The sequence below is a fragment of the Bacillus sp. YP1 genome (assembly GCF_000877815.1).
GTDB classification, from domain to species: domain Bacteria; phylum Bacillota; class Bacilli; order Bacillales; family Bacillaceae; genus Bacillus; species Bacillus subtilis.
In genome coordinates this window covers 632,502-653,044 of record NZ_CP010014.1, presented here as the reverse complement: position 1 = coordinate 653,044, position 20,543 = coordinate 632,502, and the positions used below count along the sequence as shown (strand labels likewise).

Below are 20,543 nucleotides of genomic sequence, written 5' to 3'. Positions count from 1 at the left end.
CTGCTCACTTTCTTTCTGGAGTGAAAATCGAGTAATATGGTAAGAGGAGTGAATGATGAGGAAGTGATGAAATGGAATATAATTTACACGATACAACAGTATTAAACGAAAACATTCTTTCATCGGAGGAACGGGAAATATGGGTGCTCTATATGAAAGTCTTAACGTCCGCCGGGCTCGGTGATGTGTCCGAGTGGATGAAGCTGGATATGAGCATGCCGCAAATGAAGGTGCTGATGCTATTAAACAACCATGGAACATTGAAAGTGAGCGACATTGCTGAAAAAATGGGGGCTTCCCTGTCCAATACAACTGGGCTGCTTGACCGGCTTGAAAAATCAGGATTTGTCAAACGCTCACATTCTGAAGAGGACCGCCGCTCTGTAGTTGTTCAGTTGACAGAGAATGCGAAAAAGATTTTCCGGGGTTTGTATGAAAAAGGCCACCTGAAATTGAAGCGTTCATTAGAGCTGCTGTCCCCTGAAGAAAAGCAGGCTGTTTCCGAAGGGCTGTCTATCCTTTCAAGAGCATTAGAGAAAGCGAAAAAAGAATAAATCTGTAAGTCTGTCATCCGCAAACTGCGGGAGCAGGCTTTTTTTATTTGACATTTAGTTCATTTAAAATGAATAATATACTTTGAATGAATAAAAAGGGGTTGATGAATATGTCTGAAGCATTAACAGAGCAGAAAGGCCAAAAGTGGGCGATCAGCCTGTTTACGATTGGTGTATTTATGGCTGCGCTAGATAACGGAATTATTTCAGCTGCCTTAACAACGATAAACGAGTCGTTTTCCGTTTCTCCTTCCTGGGGATCATGGGGCATTACCCTTTATACGCTTGGTCTTAGCGTCAGTGTGCCAATCGTCGGAAAGCTTTCCGACCGCTACGGCAGAAAAAAACTCTTTCTCATTGAGGTTTGCCTGTTCGGACTTGGTTCTTTGCTTGTTGCTTTGAGCCAAAGCTTCCCGCTCTTTCTGATATCGCGGCTGATTCAGGCGCTTGGAGGCGGCGGGATTTTCATCATCGGCAGCTCTCACATTCTCGCGACTCTCCCAAAGGAAAAACAGGGGAAGGCCCTTGGGCTGCTTGGCGCAATGAACGGGATGGCCGCTGTGCTCGGGCCAAATATCGGAAGCTTTCTGCTTGATTGGACCGGGTCTTGGCATTGGCTATTTTTGATTAATTTGCCGATTGCCGTGCTATTGGTTGTTTTCGGCGCATACTTTATCGCGGAAACAAAAGCACCTGAAGCTAAGCGCCTCGACACGGCCGGAATCTTCCTTCTATCCCTGTCGATTTTAGCCGTGATGTACGGCATGACGAACCTTGACGGGGCAAATCTCTTACACAGCTTGGGGAATCCGGAGGTTTATGGATGTATTATTTTTGGCATACTTTGTTTTGCAGCGCTTATCTCGTATGAAAAGAGAGTTGAAATGCGAGGAGGCGATCCCATTTTGGCGTATTCTCTGCTGCGAAACCATATGTTTCAGCGCACGCTTATCATCGGTTTGTTATCCGGGGGGCTCTTGGCGGCAGTTATTTTTATCCCATCATATGTCGAGCAGTATTTGGGTGTCCCTGCCGCAAAAGCAGGCTATTGGATGACACCGCTTGCGTTGGCTTCCGGAATCGGCGCTTGGCTTGGCGGAGCGCTTACCGACAAAAAAGGTCCTGTAAAAACCGTTATTCTTTCGGGAATCATCTCATGTGCGGGGTTTGCTTTATTTCCGCTCTGGGTGACGGAAAAATGGGAGTTTGTAATCGCTAGTGTAGTCGCTGGCATCGGTTTTGGCTTTCTGTTAGGCGCTCCGCTGAACGTCCTTGTATCAGAAGCGGCAAAAACAAATAAGGGTACAGCTCTTGGCACGCTTTCATTAGTAAGACAAATTGGACTGACCTTGGCGCCTACTCTTTATGCAGGTTTTATCACAGCCGGGTTTGACCAAATAGGTGATGAGATCAGCAGCCGCTTATCGGACAGCGGATATTCAGAAAAGGCGATGCAGATCATTCCGGAGATCGACAGTTCTGATGTTTCTTCTTTACAAGAACAAATCGAACGCATTCCCGTTCCTGAAGTCAAAACCGCGATAAGCGACGCCATTCATGCGAGTGTCGCCAGCGGCTATGATCAGTTATATGCAGCGGCTGCTGTGATCTCACTTCTGGTGATTGCTGCTATCAGTATTCCGGCTTTCCGCCGGCAAAAGCGTTAAGACCACCCCATTCGTCTGGAAAGCTCCGTAATATGAGCGATATGGTGATGTGAGTGCCAGACATACAGGCCGAGCGCGTTGTCCAGAGTAATGATCTCCTTTGTATCAGGGTGATAAAATCCGCGCTTAAATTGCTGATCCGTCAGGGTGCGGAGCAGAGCCGTCCATCTTCCGTGAAGCTCCTGCAAAAGCGCGAGTGAGCCGCTCGGATCTGCCGTTTTAGAGTCTTTTAGCTCCGACCATGCTTTTTCATCATACGGACGGATAGCCGGTGTCTCTTCCGTCAAGCTCAATTTAAAACGAATATAGCTGTTCATATGACTGTCAGCCAGATGATGAATAACTTGCCGAACGGTCCATCCACCGTCCCGGTACGGTGTGTCAAGCTGGCTGTCCGTCATGCCCTCTACAGCTTGTTTCAATTTTGCCGGCACTTCTTCAAGCACTTGAATCCATTTATCTTTTTGCTCCTTCGATATGGATTCCCTCGGCTTGTATTCTCCTATTGGGTAGCTTAGATTGACTGATGTCATGCATGTTCTCCCTTCTATTCAAGCTTCTCCTTTATTTTACAAGAAAAAGATTGTGTATGCTGTATGATTTAATACACAACAAGCGGCAGGAGCCCTCCTGCCGCTTGCTTTTCACCCTGCGTGATCACGCACTTCGACTGTTACCTTCTTCTGTTTTGGCTGATAAATTTTCCCCACAAATAAATACCCGTATTTGAATTTATTCAGTGCCCACGAGGTCAGAATCGGGCCGGCTGTGCACACGGCAAACAGCAGGAGAACAGCCGGTACGGCAGGAATGTCGGGCATATTCAAAAGCAACACGTAGCCTATAATCATAAAATAAGCATGAAGCAGATAAATCGAAAAGGAATAGTTGCTGATAAACATCATGATTTTCGGCACATGCTTCATTTTGGAAAACAAGTGAAAACACAGGAAAATCATGCTTGTTGAATACAGCATGATATCAGGTCGCTTCGAGCTGATCATGCCGATTTCACCGACATAAGAAACAGTGACAACCAGCGCCCCAGAAGCAATTGCGGCGCCGTACACCACCCAGCGGTATTGGTTCAGCAGCGCTAAAAAACGCTTGTATTCTTTTCCGCAATAGTAGGCTAGACAAAAGTAGAAAAGCCAGCCTGCGAACGGAACCCAGAAGAACGGAAATGCCCCGCCCTCTTCAGAAGCAGGAGCCGGGCTGGCTGCGGAGAAATAGCCTAAATAAGCGGCTGTCACCACAAATGAGATAGACAGCACCCATTTCGGCGATGCTTTTTTCAAATACTCATGAAACATCATATGCAGCATGTAAAATTGAAAGATGACGAGAATGAAGTATCCGATAAAGTTTCCTAAGAATACGTTCGCCAGATATTTTTGCACAAACGCGAGAAAGGTTACCTCTCCCCCCATCGCACTGGTCATCAGCAGCGCATCGATGGCCGCGATAAATAAAAAAGGAACAAAAATCACTTTTCCCCGCTTCTTTAAAAAACCGTCAGGCACCCCATCAGGATAAGAACGGGCCAGTAAAAATTCAGAGATGAAAATAAAAGCGGGCGTGCTGAACATCAGGAGTGTTCGGAAAGAATCAACAGTGTGAGAAATATCTGCAAGAGCTTCTGCCTGAAGCATCAGGACCATTGAAATGATATGGAGCAAGACGACACTTAAGCACGAAATGCAGCGGATCATAAAAATTTCTTTAATTTGCATAACAGCGCTCCTTTTATTTCAAATTGATAGAAATCGATGGTTGTACCTTAACATGTCCGCTCTATTTGAAAAAGTGCCTGATGTCATAAATTGACGTATGCATGATAGACTAAGGTCATAAACCCCTCTGGCTTATTGGTGTATCTTTCTCAGACGAGATTGCTAGAAAAATGCAAAAAACCTGCCGTAACGGAGACTGCAGGTTTTTTATGAAGATATTAATTTGTATTGAGGCCTCCGCCATTCAGCCCTTCTTTGATATAGCCGTTCACTTGGCTATTAGAGAGCAAGCCAATATGACCGATGCCATAAAGCTGGATGTTTCGCGCTCCTTGTAACCGAGACAAGCTATTGATGACAATTTGATCATTGAGACTGTAAATAGATGTATAGAGGATCTTTTGATTAGGATCTGTACCCGGCAGCGCCGTTGATGACACTAAACCATTAGCCCCTCCAAGCGTTACGACATTTTGAATCTTATTGCCCCCGCCTAAATATTTAATATAGTACAGCGTATTGGCGCCTCCCATACTATGAGCCACAATATCTACTTTTTTTGCCCCCGTCTCTTTTAAAACACGGTCAACATATGAAGCAAGCTGCGGGCCGTTATTTAGGTTATTTCCTGTTTTATCATAAAAATCAATTGCGTACAGTTTGTTGCTTTGCCAGCCTTGAGAAATTAAGTAGTTTTTAATAGCGAAAAAGTTGTATGATGCACCACTTATTCCATGAACAAGAACGACAGGATTATGTACTGATTCAGCTTTTGCGCCAGACGGCGGAGCGGCTAAAACAGATAGAATCAGCGATAAACAAATAATGAATGCCATAAGTACTTTTTTCACGTTTATTCCCCCTTAAAATGTTTATACCACCAATTTCCTATTATACATAAAAAATCAATATGGTTAATATTTTTTCTGAAAATTAAATTTAAATCTCTTTTATATTGACGGAGATAAATCGGATACCTTCTGACAAACCTTTTATCTTCATTTCCAAAGAGCCCGGTTGTGTTCCCTTCCTCCCTTTTCTATAATAAGGGGAATAGGCAGTTAGAATCACATTGAGCACCGGCTCATCTGTTTTGCGAAACAGCCAGACACGGAGGATAGCATGAGAGTATTAAAATACGCCATATTAGGGCTTTTGCGAAAAGGCGAATTGAGTGGATACGATATTACGAGTTATTTTAAAGAGGAGCTCGGCCAGTTTTGGAGCGCCAAGCACAGCCAGATTTACCCTGAGCTCAAAAAGCTGACGGATGAAGGATTTATCACGTTCCGGACAACGATTCAGGGCACAAAGCTGGAGAAAAAGATGTACACCCTGACAGACAGCGGAAAGCAGGAGCTGCATGACTGGCTGATCCGCCACCAGCCGATACCCGAGACGGTGAAGGATGAATTTATGCTGAAGGCTTATTTCATTTCTTGTCTATCGCGCCAGGAGGCTTCTGATTTGTTCAAAGACCAGCTGCAAAAACGCCAGGCCAAGCTTTCTGACTTACAGGGAAGCTATGAAAAGCTTATGGCTTCAGCAGAGCCGATGTCATTTTCTTCACCGGACTTCGGCCACTATCTTGTGCTGACGAAAGCGCTGGAGCGGGAGAAAAATTACGTTTCTTGGCTGGAATCAATTTTAGCTATGATAGATAAGGATTAACCGCAGTTCAGGCTGCACCCATACGAATGTACCCACATGCAAAAAAACATCTGCCTAAACGGCAGATGTTTTTTAGGCTCGGAGCGCTTTCAGCCCCGCTGCGAAAGTGATTGCTGCAAAAGCAAGCAAGATGCCGCAGATTCCGAGAATATCTGTGACGCGGGCACCGTTAGCGATAATCTCCGTCAGCCCGCTCATCGCCCACTTTTGCGGAAGAAATTGAGCGATGGATTGCATAAATTTCGGTTCAATGTCGATCGGCCAATACATCCCGCTAACCATACATGTTGCGATGACAAACAAGTTGCCGAACGCAAGCTGCTGTTCTGGCGTTCTGACATTGGCCGCAATCATCAATCCAATGCCGACAACGGTCAATAGAAAAAGTGACACTAATACAATAACTGCAGCCGGATTCCCCCAGTTGATGCCAAACAGCCAATGGGTTGCGAGAAGCAATATGCCAAATTGAATCCAGCCAATGACAAAGAAGGACAGCACATACCCAGCACCGATTTCGGCTCGGCTGACAGAGGCTGTAAGCAATCTGGACCATACGCCGTTTTTTCTTGCTTCTAAAATGGTTCCAGCCGCTCCCATCATGGTCAGCATGACAAACAGGATGGAAAACCCTGCTGCTCTGGAGGCTGTGTCACTTGCTTCCGCACCCTCTTTTTTATCACTGAGCGTCTGTCGTGTTACAGCCGGAACTGTATCTTCATGTTTTTTGGCGAAAACGGTTTTATACGCAGCCTTCCAGTTCTCTCCAGCTGTCTGCGATGCCGTTTTTGCCGCGGTCACCTGAATATTGAGCGTTGCCAATGTGCTTTCTGCATATTGTTTGACCATCGGCGCTTCCGACAGCTCAGGGCCGTGACGGAAAATCAGTTCAGGATGTTTGTCTTTTTCCAGCTGTGTCTGGAACGAGCGGGAAATGACGATGATCCCGGCAATTTTCTTTTGTTTCAGCTTTTCTGACGCTTTGCTTTCAGACATGTTTTCGAATACATACATATCATCGTGTGCCTTCAGCTGCCGAATATAATGCTGTGAGAGAATCGTATCGTTCTGATCAACGATTGCAAGCCGCACCTTATCATCATTGCCGCTGAGCATACTCCCAAATACAAAGGTAAGCAAAAGCGGGGCAGCAAACATGATCAAATAGTTCTGTGGCTTCTTAAAAATGAGAGAAAGCTCAATGCCGCAAATGGCTAGAATTTTTTTCACCTTTTGTACCTCCTTATCTTGTATGAAGCCGTCTGATACCAATTACAAGTGAACAAAAGCCGATCGCCGCAAAAAGAAGCACAGGCTTTTGAAGGTCAGCCCAGCCTCCCCCTTCCATTAAAGAAAGAAAGCCGTCAAGCGCCCAGCGATTTGGCACCGCTTTGGATACAGACTGCAAGACGTCCGGAAATTGGTACAGCGGCAGCATGGACCCGCCGAGAACCGCAAGCAATTGAATGCCGAAGCCGCCTATCGCATCTGCAGTTTTCATATCGCTGATGCACGAGAGCAGCATTGAAATACCAGATACAGCTGCGGCGTAAGAAAGCCCGAGTACACTCACGAAAAGCAGATTACCGCCCCAGTCCACACCAAATACATTGATTGTGACGATCAGAAATATGAAAAATTGTATGATGGCAAACAGATACGTCCCAAACCATTTTCCGAAGAGAATGACGGATTTTTGCGCAGGCGTCATCAGCATTCTGGCAAGCGTCTCCGTATCCTTTTCCTGTAAAAACGATTTCGCCCCGACTGTCATATGAAACAGCATAAACATGCAAAGCATTGCCGCCGAATAGTATTGAAAACTGGTAACGGCCTTGCTGCCGACAGATTTTTCTGCAATAGTCAGCTTGTCACCTGTTTCTTTTTCAAGCGTCTTTACCAGCTTTTCTGCAAACTGTGCAGGGTCAAGTTTTCCTTGCTTTACAGCTTCCGTTTTGCTGATGTAGTCCATTGAGGCTGACGCGGCTTCCTTTACCGCTTTATATTGCTCTATAAAAGAGCTTGCAGCTGTTTCGATGATGGAAGTTTTCAATGTTTGATCAGGAGCGGCATAAACAACAGCTGAGGTTTTGCCGGCTTCCCAATTTTTGGGGATGACGATACCTACATCGATTTTCTTTTCATCAAGCAGTTTTTTCATCTTGTCTTCGCTGCCGGCTTTTGTGACCTTTATCGACTTCATTTTTTTGAGAACATCTTTTGTAAACATGTTTGCTGCATCTGACTGGTCTGATTGAATGTAGCCGACTTTGATGTCATCAATCCGGCTGCCTCCGTCAACAACTGATCCGAGCGCTGCGCCTAAAATACAGGTTAGGATGAGCGGCATTAGGATAAGCATCATAAACCCTTTTCTGTCCGTGATTCTGATTTTCACATCTTTCCATGCGATCCATATGCTTTTTTTCATGGCCGTCCCTCATCAATCCCGCAACGTGCGGCCGGTCAGATTCAGAAACAGTCGCTCCAGATTCGGTTCCTGCACCTGAAGAGACAGCAGGCTTATATGATGAGCAGCGGCTTCAGCAAGCAGACTTGTGACGACTTTCTCATGATGGGCCGCAGAAATGTCAATTTTGAGCTCTGACTCTTGGACTGTTACATCATTCACATGAGCCAGGGAACGGATCGCCAAAAGAAACGCTTCATCGATCCCGCTGACCGTGAGCTGAATGATGGTATCGCCCCCAAGGCGGCTGCACAAATCAGTTTTTGTGCCAATCGCAATCATTTCCCCCTGATCAATTATCCCGATCCTGTCGCATAAAAACTCAACTTCTTCCATGTAATGACTCGTATAGATCACCGTCATGCCCGTTTCGTTGAGCTGTTTAACCGTTTCTAAAATGTGATTTCTCGATTGAGGGTCAATACCGACAGTAGGTTCATCCATAATCAGCAGCTCGGGCTTATGCATTAAAGCCGCACCGATGTTGATTCTTCGTTTCATCCCCCCGGAGAATGTTTCAATCTTATCTTTAGCCCGCTCAGCCAGACCGACATATTCAAGGACCTCTGCCGATCTTTTTTTGGCCTCACCATGCGTAAGTCCGTACATTTTCCCCCAAAACATAAGATTCTCATGAGCCGTCAGCGTCGGATATAATGCAATTTCCTGCGGAACAATGCCGATTTTTTGTTTCGCTTTGGCCGTTTCTTTTCCGATGACATAGCCGCCCACCGTGATGTTCCCGCTGTCATGCGGCACAAGGCCGGAAATCATCGAGATGGTTGTGGACTTCCCCGCACCGTTTGGCCCGAGCAGACCGAACGACTCCCCCTTTTGGAGGGAAAAAGAAATACCTTTCACGATTGTTTTTTTCCCATATGCCTTTTTGATATTTTCTGCTTGCAGCACGTCGTCTCACTCCTTTTTTGATCCATTGCCATTGTAGAAGAAGGAAAGGCGTGCGGCATGTAGCGGCAGATAGAACATAGGGCATGAAAAAAAGGCCTGTAAAAGGCCTTTTCAGAGAAGCGTATATGCAAAACGTCATATGTCAAAAGACAGATACACCATATCTGACCGAGTAAATGGCGGCTTGGGTTCTGTCCCTGACAGCCAGCTTGCTGATAATATTTGAAACGTGGTTTTTGACTGTGCCTTCTGTAATGTAAAGCTTTTCGGCAATTTCTTTGTTATTCAGCCCGTACCCCAGCTCAGCCAGAACTTCGATTTCGCGCTCGGTCAGGCCGAGCAGCTCCTTAGGTTTTTCTATCTCATTTATTCCTTTCAGCTGTTTTTCACGCTTCCATTCATTCAGCATTTGGGCAGTCAATTCCGGCGGAAGCACCATTCCGCCAGAATGAACAGTCATCACCGCTTTTACAATCGTATCTGCCGACATATCCTTCAGCAGGTACCCGCTTGCTCCTTCTTCAAGCGCTTCAGCAATCAGCGCTGAATCCTTAAAGGTTGTCAGCATCAAAACCTTTACACCGGGCAGCGAGCTTGTGATTAATTTTGTTCCCTCCACCCCGTTGGAAACCGGCATGCGGATGTCCATTAATACGATATCCGGCTCCAGCTCTTTCGCCTTTTCGAATGCTTCCTGTCCGTTTCGCGCCGTTGCGATCACATCGAGCTCTTCTCGGAGCTGGAGCAGGGATGCCAGCCCTTCTCTGACGATATCCTGATCGTCGGTAATGATGATCTTAATCATGATAAACTCTCCTTTTGCTGCACGGGCCTGAAGCTCCATTTTTTATTGGCAAGTGAAAATTCTGCATTCACAGTAAATCCTTGATCCTGTTCGCTTTCAAAGCGGATCATTCCGCCATGTTCCGCTGCCCGCTTTTTCATATTCAAGAGGCCAAAACCAAGTGCTGCCTCGGGATTGCCTTTGCCGTCATCCTTAATGACAAGGCTGATGCTGTCCGTTGTGCAGGCAAGCTGTATCGAACAAGCTGTGGCGCCGCCGTGCCGTTTGGCATTGGTCAGTGCTTCCTGCACCGTTCTGATCAGGGTCGGATGAAGAGACAGCGGGATGATTGCAGGATCGCCGCTGACCGCAAATTCTGTTGTGACTCCTGCATTTTTGCAAAAGTCCTCTGTCAGCTGTTTCAGCGATTCGATTAGCGAAGGATCGTTTTCAGTTTGCAGAGTGCGTACTGATAAGCGGACATCATCAAGCGCTTCACGGGCAAGTGTTTCACAGACACCTACTGTCTCATCCGCTTTTTGGCTGTCTCTTTTTTGCCATTCACGCAAAAGCTGCAGCTGGACAAGAAGGGCCGTCATTTTATGCCCCACTGTATCATGGATTTCCCGCGCCATTCTGTTCCGCTCGTAAATGGCAGTCAGCTCTTCAACTTGCTTCGCATATAAATGGAGCTCCTGATGTGCGGCAGACAGCGCCAGATGGGACTCCGTCAGTTCCTGAAACTGCTGTTTTGCCGTATCCTGAGCCTCCAACAGCTTGCGGATTAATTTGCCCACGACACCGCAGAAGACAACGAATGTCATGCTGATGCAATGATCCATCACATATTCATCACCAAGCATATGATATGTGCGTAATAGAACAATCAGCCACATCATAAAACAAAAACACAGGACAGACCATACCGTTTTTCGGTCAAATCCCTTCAGAAAAAAGGTAACAGCAACCGGGCTGAGCAATGTAATATATAAACCTGTACCCGGAAACATGAAACCGAACGAAAAGCCAACTGCAATATCAATTAGACAAAAAATAATTGCATATTTCTGTACCCTTAATAAGAGATGATTTGCTAAGAATACACTCGCACCGCCAGCGATGAACAAATACTCAAACCAGCTGTCATCCTCTACAAGAAAAAAATAAACCGAACAGCTTACCATTAAGGTGAAAATCCTAGTAAAAAAAAGAGCCTTCACGCTCATCACTCCCGATACCCAATTCCCTTCTTATCATACCTGCCTGAGGGCATTTTTGACAGGAGTTTCTGGAAAATAAAAAATCCCCCTGCCGTTTTTTCGGCAAGGGGATTGCAGTTAAATCACAAATGTAATATAGGCGCCGGAAACAGGGTCTTTCACACGAAAACTGTTTTCCGTCTCTTCAATCGAATACCCGGCATGTTTGACTCGGTTCGCCACTAAAACCAGCTCCTCTTGGTGAGGCAGGACAACAGTGTAATAGTCTAGTCCGCTGGCATTTGTCGGTTTAGGCGGCGCATTTCTTCCCGCCCAAATGTTTAAGCCGATATGATGGTGGTACCCCCCGGCTGAAACGAAGAGGGCGGACATGCCCGCATAGTTTCCGACAATGTCAAAGCCCAGTACATCTGTGTAAAACGCCTTTGCTTCTTTCAAATCACTGACATGCAGATGAATGTGTCCGATGATTGTATCGTTCGGAAGCGATGTTTTCCGCTCATCTTCTGCCTCTTCCAGAAGGCCTTCAATGTCAACAGCGGTTGTCGTCATGACGTAGTTGCCTTCCAGATCACGCTGCCACGTGCTGCGGGGGCGGTCAGCATACATTTCAATGCCGTTTCCGTCAGGATCAGACAGGTAGAGCGCTTCGCTGACAGCATGGTCTCCATGCCCGATAGCAATGCCGTGTTCAATCAGGCGGGCGAGCGCGATCCCAAGTTCCTTCCTGTCCGGAAGAAGAATCGCAAAGTGATAAAGGCCTGTCACAGACCGTTCAGGCAAGACGACAGCGCTCGGATTTTCTTCAAGAATAAGAAGTACGCGTTTCCCGTCAGCCGTTAATTCAGCTTGGCGATCCGTCTTTTTTAAGACTTGAAAACCGATGACGTTACAGTAGAACTGAAGCGAACGCTCCAGACTGCGAATTGTGAGTTTGGCATAGCCAATGTGTGTATCCTCATGAATGCTGGTCATGCTGCATGCCTCTTTTCTTATGCTGAAACGTTTCCGTTCTTTTTTCCTTTAAACACAAATGGGTCCAGCGCCAGGAATCGACTTCCAGTAAGCGCCAGGTGAATGGATGTCAAAAGCAGAAGGTAATCAAATTCTGCATTGCCCATGAATGGCACTTTCAGCTTAACAGTGATGATGGCGCCGATCAGTGTAAGAGCGAACAGTACACCGACAATACGTGTAGCCAATCCGAAGAAGACAAGCACTCCGCCAATGAGTTCAATCGCTGCGATGACATACGCCATAAAGCTTGGAAGGCCTATGCTGCCGAAAAATTGGATGGTGCCCTCCATTCCCTGAAACTTTGATAAACCGTGAACAAAAAAGATAATACCTGTAATAAGCCTTAAAAGTAATGTGCCAATTTCAAATGATTTATTCATTTTATCCTCCTTGATAAAAGTTATCACTTACTTAATGTAAGCTAGTATATATACATAACTTGTTTACGTCAAGTAATTTCGTTACATTTTACGAAAATGAAATAAAAGTACTATAAAACTGTAACAAAAAAGACCTCTGTGCAGGACAAAGGTCTATTTCTCAAATTGGCTTTCATATAAGTCACTGTAAAATCCTTTTTGCCGAATCAGCTCGTCATGGCTGCCTTTTTCAATCATTTCACCATCTTTTAGCACCACAATCTGGTCCGCTCTTTGAATGGTGTTCAGCCTGTGGGCAATGATGACGCTTGTTCTTCCTTCCATTAAACGGGCGAGCGCTTCTTGAATGTTGACTTCTGTAACGGTATCAATGTTGCTTGTCGCTTCATCCAAAATGAGAAGAACCGGATCGGCAAGCACCGCCCTCGCTATAGAAATCAACTGCTTCTGTCCTTGACTGATGCCCGAACCGTTTTGCGTCAGCACGGTGTCATACCCTTTTGGTAGCCTTTCAATAAAACTATGGGCATTCGCTGTTTTTGCAGCGGCTTCGACTTCCTGATCAGAAGCATCGAGCCTGCCGTAGCGAATGTTTTCTCTGATCGTTCCCTGAAATAAGAAAGAATCCTGAAGAACAAACCCCATGTTTTTTCTGAGGCTTGCTCTAGTAAGGGTTTTAATATCTATACCGTCGATTAAAATTTTTCCATCGTTAGGCTCGTAAAAACGGGCGATAAGGTTAGTGACGGTTGTCTTCCCCGCCCCCGTCGGTCCGACAAACGCGATGGACTGCCCCGCAGGCACGGTAAACTGTAAATGCTTCAGTGTCTGCTGCCCTTTATCGTAACCGAAGGACACATCGCGGAATTCAATGCTGCCTGTTTGGATGGGCTGATGCACGGCGTTCTCTTCATCCTCGCGCTCTTCTTTTTCATCAAGCACGTCAAACACCCGTTCAGCGCCGGCGATTGCGGACAGCATCGTATTAAACTGGTTGGCCAGATCGTTTAAAGGGCGTGTAAATTGTCTTGAATACTCGGCAAAGACGACGATGGAGCCGATCGAGATCCAGCCTTTCAGCGCAAACAAACCGCCGATTGCCGCTATCATTGTAAAGCTTAAGTTATTCAAAGAGTTCATGACCTTCGGGATAAACCCGGAAATCGTCTGCGCCCAAAAGCCCGACGTCTTGAGTGCAGCGTTTTTTTCGAGAAATTCAGCAGTAATCTGCTTCTCACGTGAATATGCTTTGATGACCTTTGCGCCTGAAACAGATTCCTCAATATACCCATTCAGATCACCAAGGTTTTTCTGCTGTTCTTTAAACAGCTTTCCCGTTCGGTTGGTGATCCATTTCAGGCTCGCTGCCATCACCGGAATAATGGTCAGCGTAATCAATGTAAGGAGCGGGCTCATGTACAGCATCACCGCAATCGTCCCGACAAAGGTGATCACACTTGACAAAATTTGAATGACTGACGTGTTTAAGGTAGAACTGACATTTTCGATGTCATTCGTCACCCGGCTCATCAGCTCGCCGTGCCGCTGTTTATCAAAAAATGGAATCGGCAGCTCATGCAGATGGGTGAACAATTCGCTTCTCATTCTGAAAACCGTGCCCTGCGAGATCGTAATCATCCAATAGTTTTGAAACCAAAGCGACAGGGACTGAATGATATAGATAGCGAGCAGAAGAAGCAAAAAAGGAATCAAGCCGCTGACCGTTTTCCCGACGATAAAATGGTCGATGGCCTTTCCGATCACAAAGGGACCAAGGAGCCCGAATATGGCGCTGATGACAACCATCAGCATGACAAGTATGAGCAGTCCTTTTCTTTCAGCCAAGTAAGACCAGATTCGTCTCAGTGTGCCCTTTGTATCCTTTGCTTTCGCCCGCTTTTTCGCGCCTTCTTTTTTGTCAATTGGCAGTTTGGGATATTGGAAAGGCTTGCGGATGTCTTTTAGCATGACTCGCTCCCCTCCCTTCCGAATTGTGACTCGTAAATGCGCTTGTATAACTGAGATTCAGAAAGCAGCTCACTGTGAGTGCCTTTTTCAATCAGTTCGCCGTCCTCAAGCAGCAAAATCTGATCAGCTTTCATCGCCGTGGTTATTTTTTGTGTAATGATCAAAGTTGTGCAATGGTATGTGCTGATTGCTTCAAGCAGCTTCGCCTCCGTTTGCAGATCAAGCGCGCTTGTGCTGTCATCTAATAGAAGGATAGCCGGTTTTCGAATCAGTGCCCGCGCAATGGAAATTCGCTGTTTTTGGCCGCCGGACAGGTTGACGCCTCTTTGTCCCAAAACTGTGTCATATCCATTTGGGAGCTTCAAAATCGTTTCATGAATTTGCGCATGTTTGGCCGCATCCATTATTTCATCTAGTGAAGCATTTTCTTTGCCCCAAGCGATGTTTTCTTTGATTGTGCCGGAAAACAAGAGGACTTCCTGCGGTACATATCCAATTTGCCTGCGCAGCCCTTCAGCCGGAATATCTTGAACCGGCTTTTCATCTATGTAAATGCGGCCTGAATCCGGCTGATAAAGCCGCGGAATGAGCTGAAAAAGCGTGGACTTGCCCGAGCCCGTCGCACCGAGAATCGCGATCGTTTCTCTTGGCTTTGCGGAAAATGAGACATTCCTGAGCGCTTCTCTGTCCATTTCAGGATAGCGAAAGGATACATGCTGAAACTCCATCCGTCCTGACAAACGATCAGATATGATGCCTTCCTCCCGCTCGTCGCCTTCTGTTTCAAGCACCTCGCCAATTCTATCCCCTGAAGCCTTCGCCCTGGTGAAAATCATAATCAAAAACGGAAACATCGAAAGCGCGCCTGTAATTCGTGTTGCGTAGTTAATTATCGCAACAACATCGCCAACCTGAGTGCTTCCGCTCGTAATACTGTAGGACCCCGCCCACAAAATCAAAAGGATGCAGAGATTCATCAAAAGCATCAGTACAGGCATCGTGAATTCCACAAGCTGAAAGGCCGAAACCGTTTTTTCCATCAGCCTTGTGTTGGCTTTGATAAATCGTTTGACTTCGTGGCTGCCGCGAAGCAGCGCTTTGATCAGCTTGATTGCAATTAAATTTTCCTGCATGATGGTGTTCACTTGATCCAGCCTTTTCTGCACTGAGCGGAACAGTGCCCCGCCTTTCCTTAATACCCATAGCAAAAACAAGATCAGGATCGGAATGGTCACAAGCAGAAAAAAGCCGAGTTTCACATTAACGGCAAGCGACAGCACAATGCCGCCTGCAATCATTAAGGGAGCCCGCAGCATAAACCGCAAACTCATAAAAATCATATTTTGAACCTGTGTGACGTCGTTTGTCAGCCTTGTAATATAAGAAGAGGACGAAAACTGTCCAAATGTGGAATAGGAGAAGGACTGGATTTTTTGAAAAAGCCCTTTTCTCGTATCATAGGAAAAGCTTTGGCTGACATGGGCGGCATAAAAGGAATTCAGCATCCCCGCCGCAAAGGATAACACGGTCAGCCCGATCATGACCGTGCCCCATATCCATACATGCCGCAGATCTTGCTTCAATATCCCATCGTCGATGATTTTTGCAATCAATAAAGGCTGCATCAGTTCAACTGCAAGCTCCGTCAGCATAAGAATCAGAGCAATTCCCGCCAGCAATGAATGTGGTTTTAAAAACGACAAAGCCTTTTGCATGTAAAAGCCTCCAAACCCCTTTTAGCAATATGTACTTTTTATTTTAATTGTTTATAGGGCTTGATGAAAGAATTTTACTGTCATGAAGTGTTATGAAAGCATAGAAAAGCACTGAATTTATCTATAACCAAAATCACTTTATCTTTTATTCGAGAGCTATTCACTGCTGATCTGCGTTCATTAAAAAATATCAAAGATTTTACTCTACTCAAGTTGAGGTGCTGGATAGACTTAGATAAATTAGGAAGATTGCTGGAACCGTAGGAATAATGAAAAAGATAAATTTTAAAATGAAGACCTTTTTGCGAGGAATATAATCTCATAAAAATGCGGTGAAAAATTTCTAAAATCTAATTAAAACTCTAAATAGAGTGCATTGTTAAGCACTCTATTTAGAATCTGTACATTTTAATGTTACCGAATAAAAACTAAAACCACTCCATATCCCTTACTTTTGTCGAACTCTTTGATGACTCTCATGACCTGCCACCTTTGTTTAGGAGATACCGTTTTTGTAGCAATTCCGTTGTTATGCGCTTGAATAAAGTCTCCGGCTTCTACTGTGCTGTCGCATCTTACATAAACCTGTCCTACAAGGCCCACAACATTCCATTCATCCCTCTCTTCCCTAGAGGCATAGTTCTTATCTGGCTTATAATCAGGGTTTTCCATAGGCGCCATGACGATTTGGCCATTGGCACCTTTCTGTTTTTCATAAATATACCCGCCAAAATCATTCTTCAGGTATCTTCCAGACCAATGGAAGCTTGACTCACCAAGTATCACACCAGCTGTTTCAGAAATAACTCCAAGCATAAAGTCACCTTTTTTTGCAGGTCTAATTTTATCACCCTCCAATGTAACTAGGGTTCCTGCCGGAATTTTTTCACCGCTTAGGCTCTCAAAATATTCAGCGTAATCCGAGAACGTTTGGGAACTTTTTATGCTTCCTGAAGCCTTAATCGTTCCATCTTTTGCATGAAATTCTATCTTTCTGTTTGATGAGGATGGTGTGCTCCCACTTGCCCATCCTAGAGCAACTGAGTCTGAGTTCGGATTGATCGTATTATATGAGGCTATCACAGAAGATTGAGCAGCCCCAGTTGCTCTGCTTCGAACAGATCCAGCTACAAAATTATTATTTCCAGTAGCGTGGGAATCACGAGAGCCAATAATCCCGCTTCCTTTATGTTTAAACAAAAAGTACGGCGTCACAACGCCGCCAATCTTAAAATCTGTTTCGTAGCCTGAAAAGTCACAATTAGAAACATTAAGATCAGGGTCAACAGAAAAAATCCCAACTGTACCACTGTTATTTTTAGGCGATCTTTGCCCCCATACATTACTAACTACAGACTCGTACATACCGCTCCCAAAAACAACACCCTTTTCGGCTGAATCGATCAATGTCACACCATCAATCATTACCTTGCCGACGGAATTGTCGCCACCTACAATATAAAGATCATTATCAGCAGTTTTAAATCCTCGAATCGTTATATTCTTTAAATTGATTAGACGCCCTTTATAATACACGCTTACGACTGAATTTCCCTTATAGTTAATGGAGGAATCATCGCATATAGCATGAAAATTAACCACATTGACGCCATCGTAACCTGAAATTTGCAATGCATTCGGCCCTGCCCCTTTGTACAGATCACTCGGCTTAGGGTTATATGCGATACAGTTAGCCAGCTGAACGTCATGAGCTGATGCTGATTGAGGATCACTTGCTGTGTGGTGTCCTATATGCCGAATGCAAAAACTAATTGCATTTTCATAGGCGCGGCAGTTCACAAGTTGAACTCTTTTTGCGGCCGGAGCATAATCATGAGCTTTAATTTCAAATCCTCGAACTCCTCCAATTGCGATGCAGCTATCAACCATTACATCCTGAGAGCCATCATCGATTTCAAAACAGTTTGTATTTGAAGACCCATCATTTAACCCCATCGGATGGTAAGAAAGACAATGACTGAAAGTCGTATGCTTTCCAAAGTGACATGTGAAATTATCATCGCCAGAGCCTGTTGCTTCGCAATATGAGAAGGTTACAAAGTTGCAGCCACCAGGCTGATAAAAGGTAGGATCATCATTTTCTCCGTGTCTGTTATAATTAGGGCTTGTAGCATCAAACCCGTGAAGGCCGGCATTTTTTGCAAAAACATGCTCTACAAAAGAGTAATCCACATTTGCAAAAAGCAAGCAGCTTGAAGTGGGCCCCTTAGGGATCTTCCATCCAGCAGGACGCGTATCTTTATTCCAGTCCAGTGTCAAATGTCCAATGTAGATATTTTCATTACCATTTGTATGATCACTATTGGTGAGTACAGAGTGACCAACTGGCGTATCGTCTAATAACTTGATGATGGTCCTTTTTTTACCCGCTCCAACCAGCATTGTATTCGAAGGAACGAGCAAGCCAGATACCCTAAATACGCCTGCAGGGACTTTTATGAGATAGCCACCTTCGGCCATCGCATCATGAAATGCTTGCGTATCATCTGTGACCCCGTCTCCTTTAGCTCCATAATCCATTACGTTTCGTTCATCAAGGTACTCAAATCTGTTCTCATACATTTTGAGTCTTTCATTTAAGTTTTCAAAAGTTGTTATTCCATTACTTAATGCAATCCCAATTTTACTATCAATCGTTTCGAAATTCTCGGCAAGCTTGGAATCAATTTCAATACTTTCAGTGCTTTCAGGTTTGTAAAGACCTAAAAACGTTGTATAATTTTCCATTTTTACTCCCCCTATTGGTTTCAATTTTTAAGAAACATAACATCCCTTGCACTTATAAGTGGCAAACGTATGACAAACAAAAAAGCGCTGTCTTTAAACAGCGCACTGATCAAATAATTTCACCTATTCATTTAGTATTTTTTCCACACGCTCCCGCATCTGCGGTACGCTTAATCCGATAATCACCTGAAACGCCTTCCCGTTCCTGACAACGCCGTGTGCGCCAAGCGCGCGGAATACGCTGTCGGGTTCAACCTTTGTTTCATCCTTGACACTGACTCTGAGGCGGGTGGCGCAGTTTGTGACTTCAGTGATGTTGTCTTTTCCGCCCAGCGCTTCAATATACAGAAAAGCGGTGTCATCAGCCGTTTCAGCAGCGGAGGCCGTTTCATCCTTGTTTTTTCGTTCTCTGTATTCCTTTTTCGAATATAGCTTTGTTTCCTGCTGTTCATCCTTTTCCCGTCCTGGTGTAGCGATATTGAATTTGAGGATTAAAAATCTGAAGACAAAAAAATAAATTGCTGTAAACGAGAGCCCGATCAAAATTTGATACACATATGTCATACCGTGGCTGCCAAAGAGCGGAATCCAGTTCAAGGTCACCGCCTCAATCAGCCCGCCTCCCATATTTCCGACGACGCCGGCCATATACATAACTGTCGACATTGTGGCGGCAAGCACGGCGTGAACCGCAAATAAGAAAGGTGAAATGAATAAGAACGTAAACTCAATTGGCTCTGTAATACCGGCGACAATCGCTGTCAGTGTGACAGGAATCAGCAACCCTGCGACGAGTTTTTTCTTTTCCTTTTTGGCTGTCACATAAAAAGCCAGGGCGATACCCGGAATACCGAAGATTTTCGAGTTGCCGTGAAGCGCGAATCCGCCTTGCGGAAAGAGCTCCTTCAGCGGTTTGGCGCTTTGCGAATATTCGCCAAGATGCTGTGCCCAATACGTGACGATCCCGCCTTCCGCTACAGCCGGGCCATAAATAAACGGCGTGTAAATAAAGTGATGAAGGCCGGTCGGAATTAAAATCCGTTCCAAAAACGTGTATATCCAAACGCCCACCGCCCCAGAAGCAACCAGGAAGCTTTGAAGCGAGCCGATTCCCGATTGAACCATCGGCCAAATATAAGACACAGCCAAGGCAATTGGGATCATAATAAAGAAGGAAATCATCACGATATATGTTGAGCCTTGAAAGATGCCGAGAAAATCGGGCAGTTTTTTATCAAAATAGCGATTATGCAAAAAGACGACAATCGAAGAAATAAAGATGGCTCCGATAATGTTGGTATCGAGCGTTTTTATGCCCGCAATCATCGTTAACCCGCTCGTTCCGCCGACCTCTTGATTCATGTCGACGCCAAATGCTCCTCCCCATACCGTCAATATCGCGCTGACAAAATAGTTGAATGTCAGGTAGACGGTAAGCGCTTCCAAACAAGCGCGTGCCTGAGCTTTCTTCGCCAAAGCAACCGGGATGCCAATGGCGAATAAGAGCGGCATTTGGTTAAAGACAGTCCAGCCGCCCTGCTCAATGATATACCAGCACTGATACCAAAAACCGTCAGGATCGGCGAGCGGTCCCATGAGGGTTTTATTTTTAAAGAGCGTGCTGATACCGACGATAATGCCGGCGAACGCGAATAATAAAACAGGCACAAACATCGCGCTTCCAAAGCGCTGAATTTTTTGCATCAT

Annotated in this window: 17 protein-coding genes; 3 read left to right on the top strand and 14 right to left on the bottom strand. The window is 45.3% G+C overall.

The features are described 5' to 3' along the window. Nucleotides 1-71 precede the first annotated feature (71 nt). Both QF06_RS03050 and QF06_RS03045 read left to right on the top strand, forming a co-directional pair. A complete protein-coding gene (locus QF06_RS03050; RefSeq protein ID WP_003233577.1) occupies nt 72-554 on the top strand; it encodes a MarR family transcriptional regulator in 483 nt (160 codons plus the stop codon). A gap of 110 nt (nt 555-664) precedes the next feature. Then, entirely contained in the window at nt 665-2,221 is a 1,557-nt protein-coding gene (locus tag QF06_RS03045) for an MFS transporter (RefSeq protein WP_043940081.1), read from the top strand. On the opposite strand, the gene bstA is transcribed toward QF06_RS03045, so the two are convergent. The 3 genes from bstA to estB all read right to left on the bottom strand — a co-directional run bounded on the left by bstA (nt 2,218) and on the right by estB (nt 4,805). After that, a complete protein-coding gene (bstA, locus tag QF06_RS03040) occupies nt 2,218-2,754 on the bottom strand; it encodes a bacillithiol transferase BstA (RefSeq protein WP_043940080.1) in 537 nt (178 codons plus the stop codon). The genes QF06_RS03045 and bstA overlap by 4 nt on opposite strands. 111 nt (nt 2,755-2,865) lie before the next feature. Next, nucleotides 2,866-3,954 (bottom strand): acyltransferase family protein, encoded by a 1,089-nt coding sequence (locus QF06_RS03035; protein WP_041851155.1) that lies wholly within the window; start codon nt 3,952-3,954, stop codon nt 2,866-2,868. Between the two features lie 218 nt (nt 3,955-4,172). After that, complete coding sequence (gene estB / locus QF06_RS03030) at nt 4,173-4,805, bottom strand: esterase EstB (protein ID WP_003243184.1); 633 nt, start codon at nt 4,803-4,805, stop codon at nt 4,173-4,175. Nucleotides 4,806-5,076: 271 nt separating this feature from the next. Between estB and padR the strand changes: the two genes are divergently transcribed. Continuing rightward, nucleotides 5,077-5,625: a transcriptional regulator PadR gene (gene padR / locus QF06_RS03025; RefSeq protein WP_003233588.1), complete on the top strand. Its 549-nt coding sequence runs from the start codon at nt 5,077-5,079 to the stop codon at nt 5,623-5,625. Nucleotides 5,626-5,697: 72 nt separating this feature from the next. Here padR and lnrN read toward each other — a convergent pair whose 3' ends face one another. From lnrN to malP, 11 genes are all read right to left on the bottom strand, one after another. Next, nucleotides 5,698-6,855: a linearmycin resistance permease LnrN gene (gene lnrN, locus QF06_RS03020; protein WP_041851156.1), complete on the bottom strand. Its 1,158-nt coding sequence runs from the start codon at nt 6,853-6,855 to the stop codon at nt 5,698-5,700. Between the two features lie 13 nt (nt 6,856-6,868). After that, nucleotides 6,869-8,056: a linearmycin resistance permease LnrM gene (gene lnrM, locus QF06_RS03015; protein ID WP_043940079.1), complete on the bottom strand. Its 1,188-nt coding sequence runs from the start codon at nt 8,054-8,056 to the stop codon at nt 6,869-6,871. A 12-nt stretch (nt 8,057-8,068) separates the two neighbouring features. Beyond that, complete coding sequence (gene lnrL, locus QF06_RS03010) at nt 8,069-9,004, bottom strand: linearmycin resistance ATP-binding protein LnrL (protein WP_041851158.1); 936 nt, start codon at nt 9,002-9,004, stop codon at nt 8,069-8,071. Nucleotides 9,005-9,146: 142 nt separating this feature from the next. Further along, a complete protein-coding gene (gene lnrK / locus QF06_RS03005; RefSeq protein WP_032726622.1) occupies nt 9,147-9,809 on the bottom strand; it encodes a two-component system response regulator LnrK in 663 nt (220 codons plus the stop codon). Further along, nucleotides 9,806-11,008 (bottom strand): sensor histidine kinase, encoded by a 1,203-nt coding sequence (locus QF06_RS03000; protein WP_021481181.1) that lies wholly within the window; start codon nt 11,006-11,008, stop codon nt 9,806-9,808. Before QF06_RS03000 ends, lnrK begins: the two co-directional genes overlap by 4 nt. A 117-nt stretch (nt 11,009-11,125) precedes the next feature. After that, nucleotides 11,126-11,983 (bottom strand): catechol 2,3-dioxygenase, encoded by an 858-nt coding sequence (gene catE / locus QF06_RS02995; protein ID WP_043940077.1) that lies wholly within the window; start codon nt 11,981-11,983, stop codon nt 11,126-11,128. 17 nt (nt 11,984-12,000) lie between these two features. Next, on the bottom strand, nt 12,001-12,405 hold the full coding sequence (gene catD, locus QF06_RS02990) for a DoxX family oxidoreductase CatD (RefSeq protein ID WP_041851163.1): 405 nt from the start codon (nt 12,403-12,405) through the stop codon (nt 12,001-12,003). Between the two features lie 153 nt (nt 12,406-12,558). Further along, nucleotides 12,559-14,373: an ABC transporter ATP-binding protein gene (locus QF06_RS02985; protein WP_041851164.1), complete on the bottom strand. Its 1,815-nt coding sequence runs from the start codon at nt 14,371-14,373 to the stop codon at nt 12,559-12,561. After that, nucleotides 14,367-16,088: an ABC transporter ATP-binding protein gene (locus tag QF06_RS02980; RefSeq protein WP_041851165.1), complete on the bottom strand. Its 1,722-nt coding sequence runs from the start codon at nt 16,086-16,088 to the stop codon at nt 14,367-14,369. The genes QF06_RS02985 and QF06_RS02980 overlap by 7 nt, the downstream gene beginning before the upstream one ends. Before the next feature lie 414 nt (nt 16,089-16,502). After that, nucleotides 16,503-18,836: a peptidase G2 autoproteolytic cleavage domain-containing protein gene (locus QF06_RS02975; RefSeq protein WP_043940076.1), complete on the bottom strand. Its 2,334-nt coding sequence runs from the start codon at nt 18,834-18,836 to the stop codon at nt 16,503-16,505. Between the two features lie 123 nt (nt 18,837-18,959). After that, nucleotides 18,960-20,543, bottom strand: a complete 1,584-nt coding sequence (gene malP / locus QF06_RS02970) for a PTS maltose transporter subunit IIBC (RefSeq protein WP_043940075.1) — start codon at nt 20,541-20,543, stop codon at nt 18,960-18,962.

Bases quoted from the DNA above. Each gene is read 5' to 3' on its own strand.
- QF06_RS03050 (WP_003233577.1), top strand. From the start codon at position 72: ATGGAATATAATTTACACGATACAACAGTATTAAACGAAAACATTCTT.
- QF06_RS03045 (WP_043940081.1), top strand. From the start codon at position 665: ATGTCTGAAGCATTAACAGAGCAGAAAGGCCAAAAGTGGGCGATCAGC.
- bstA (WP_043940080.1), bottom strand. From the start codon at position 2,754: ATGACATCAGTCAATCTAAGCTACCCAATAGGAGAATACAAGCCGAGG.
- QF06_RS03035 (WP_041851155.1), bottom strand. From the start codon at position 3,954: ATGCAAATTAAAGAAATTTTTATGATCCGCTGCATTTCGTGCTTAAGT.
- padR (WP_003233588.1), top strand. From the start codon at position 5,077: ATGAGAGTATTAAAATACGCCATATTAGGGCTTTTGCGAAAAGGCGAA.
- lnrM (WP_043940079.1), bottom strand. From the start codon at position 8,056: ATGAAAAAAAGCATATGGATCGCATGGAAAGATGTGAAAATCAGAATC.
- lnrK (WP_032726622.1), bottom strand. From the start codon at position 9,809: ATGATTAAGATCATCATTACCGACGATCAGGATATCGTCAGAGAAGGG.
- catE (WP_043940077.1), bottom strand. From the start codon at position 11,983: ATGACCAGCATTCATGAGGATACACACATTGGCTATGCCAAACTCACA.
- catD (WP_041851163.1), bottom strand. From the start codon at position 12,405: ATGAATAAATCATTTGAAATTGGCACATTACTTTTAAGGCTTATTACA.
- QF06_RS02985 (WP_041851164.1), bottom strand. From the start codon at position 14,373: ATGCTAAAAGACATCCGCAAGCCTTTCCAATATCCCAAACTGCCAATT.
- QF06_RS02980 (WP_041851165.1), bottom strand. From the start codon at position 16,088: ATGCAAAAGGCTTTGTCGTTTTTAAAACCACATTCATTGCTGGCGGGA.
- QF06_RS02975 (WP_043940076.1), bottom strand. From the start codon at position 18,836: ATGGAAAATTATACAACGTTTTTAGGTCTTTACAAACCTGAAAGCACT.
- malP (WP_043940075.1), bottom strand. From the start codon at position 20,543: ATGATGCAAAAAATTCAGCGCTTTGGAAGCGCGATGTTTGTGCCTGTT.